The 2,384-nt window shown below is 46.6% G+C and carries 1 protein-coding gene; it reads left to right on the top strand.

Annotated elements, in window-relative coordinates; genetic code table 11:
• Positions 1-2,384 (top strand): bifunctional [glutamate--ammonia ligase]-adenylyl-L-tyrosine phosphorylase/[glutamate--ammonia-ligase] adenylyltransferase (glnE, locus tag A3739_RS12990; protein WP_068501625.1); only part of this gene is annotated, 2,384 nt, incomplete at both ends.

Below are 2,384 nucleotides of genomic sequence, written 5' to 3'. Positions count from 1 at the left end.
GAACACCGCGCAACGCTGATGGCGAAGAGCAGAGAATGATTGTGCTCGGCATGGGTAAATTAGGTGCGCGCGAGCTCAATGTGTCTTCTGATATCGACTTAATTTTTGCCTTTCCTGAAAAGGGCGAGACAGACCATCCAAAAAAGCCCATTGATAATCATCAATTTTTCTCAAAGTTGGGGCAGAAGCTGATTCATATGTTGGATGCTCAAACGGCAGAGGGTTTTGTATTTCGCGTTGATATGCGTCTGCGGCCTTATGGAACTAGCGGTGCCTTGGCTTTGAATCTGCGCGGTTTTGAAGATTACTTCCAAACACAAGGTCGTGAATGGGAGCGTTTTGCCATGCTGAAGGCGCGTGCAATCACCGGTACCAAAAATGACCGAGCAGTGTTGCTGAAGAGTATCATTCAGCCATTTGTGTATCGTAAATATCCCGACTATTCGAGCTTTCAAGCTTTGCGAGATATGAAGCGACTTATTATGTCTGAGGTGCATCGCAAAGGTGGCGATAGAAACATTAAGCTGGGTAGCGGTGGGATTCGTGAGATTGAATTTATTGCGCAAGCCGCGCAGCTCATATACGGAGGTCGTGACTTAAGACTCCAAGACACTGGTCTGCAAAGCGCTTATCAAACACTTGCTGAACAAGATTATCTGCCTAGTGAGTGGGTTGATCGTTTGTTAGAGGCATATTGTTACCTGCGCGATTTAGAGCACGCAATACAGGGGTATAAAGATCAGCAGACTCAGCAATTGCCTGATGAAGAAGCTGCACAAGATGCCGTTGTGCTGGCTATGAATGAAGAAAGTTGGGGCGCGTTAGTTGCCAGGCAAGCCAAGTTGCGGGCAAATGTATCGGCTATTTTTGAAGAGTTCCTGCAAGAAGATGCACAAAGCGAAGAGCATGAGGATGCTGGTGCTTATGAGTGGCTTCAGATCTGGCAGGTCGAAGACGATGAGCAGGGAAGTCGCACAGAGGCTTGGGCCAAGGAATTTGAACGGGCAGGGTATGATGATCCAGTTCTAGCCGCTCAGGCGATGGTTCAATTCAAAGACTTACCGCGTTTTCGCTCGATGACGCCAGCTGCGTATAAACGATTCGAAGAATTTTTGCCTCGCTTGCTTAATACGCTGGCAGTTGGCGAAGCGCCGAGCCTGACGTTAAAGCGCGTTTTGAAAGTAGTTCAAGCCGTCTTAGGGCGTTCTATCTATTTGGTTCTTCTTATTGAAAATGAGCAGGCGCTTCAACAGCTTTGTAAGTTGTGTTCAGAGAGTGAATGGTTCGCTGAACATATTTCGGCCACGCCAGTTGTACTCGATGACTTACTAAAGCCGGAGTTGCTGTATACGCCGCCTAAACGCGAAGAGTTAAGTGATGAGTTGCGTCAGTCCTTGTTACGTATTCCTGAGGAAGATCTTGAAGCGCAGATGGATTGTTTGAGGAATTTCAAACAGTCACATATGTTGCGTGTCGCAGCCGCTGAGATAAGCGGTGTCTTGCCTGTGATGAAAGTAAGTGATTACTTAACATGGTTGGCTGAAGCCTGTGTCGATTCGGCATTATCGATCGCTTTGCACAACTTAAGTCAGAAACATGGTTTCCCAGAAGGGGACGAATTAGAAGGTGGCTATTCTGGGTTTGCTGTGGTCGGTTACGGCAAGCTTGGTGGTATTGAGCTGGGCTATAGTTCAGACCTCGATATGGTATTTATTTACGATGCCAATGACTTCGGCTCAACGGATGGCGATAAGCCAATTAATAATCAGCTTTTTTATACTCGTTTAGGTCAGCGCTTGGTGCATATTTTGGGAGCCCAAACCTCTCAAGGGATATGTTATGAAGTGGACATGCGTTTGCGCCCCTCTGGTAATTCTGGAATGTTGGTGTCTTCGATTAAAGCCTTTGAAAAATACCAAAGAGAAGATGCTTGGACGTGGGAGCATCAGGCCTTAGTTCGTGCTCGCTGTGTTGCTGGTGATGAGCGGGTAATGGCTAAATTTGATGCAGTACGCGATGCGATTTTGAGTATGCCAAGAGAGCGCGCCAAGTTGCTTGAAGAAGTCCGAGTGATGAGAGAGAAGATGCATACGGCTGCAGCAGATAAGCTCGGCTCGATCGACATGGCAGAAAAAAATATCAAGCAAGGTCGAGGTGGATTGATTGATATTGAGTTCTTAACGCAGTTCTTGGTATTGGCCAATGCGCATGAGCATCCATCACTAACAGTTTGGTCAGATAATGTGCGCTTGTTGGAGGCACTTTCGTCAACCATTGATGAAAAACTTTCGTATCAAGCTTTGGATGATGCGTATAGAGCCTTACGATCTGCGTTGCACAGAAAAAGTTTGTCAGGTGTTAGTTATCCTGAAGGATTGAAAGAG

Source organism: Oleiphilus sp. HI0067, assembly GCF_001635735.1.
The sequence above is the reverse complement of the archived record's forward strand: the minus strand, read 5'-3'. Positions and strand labels throughout refer to the sequence as shown.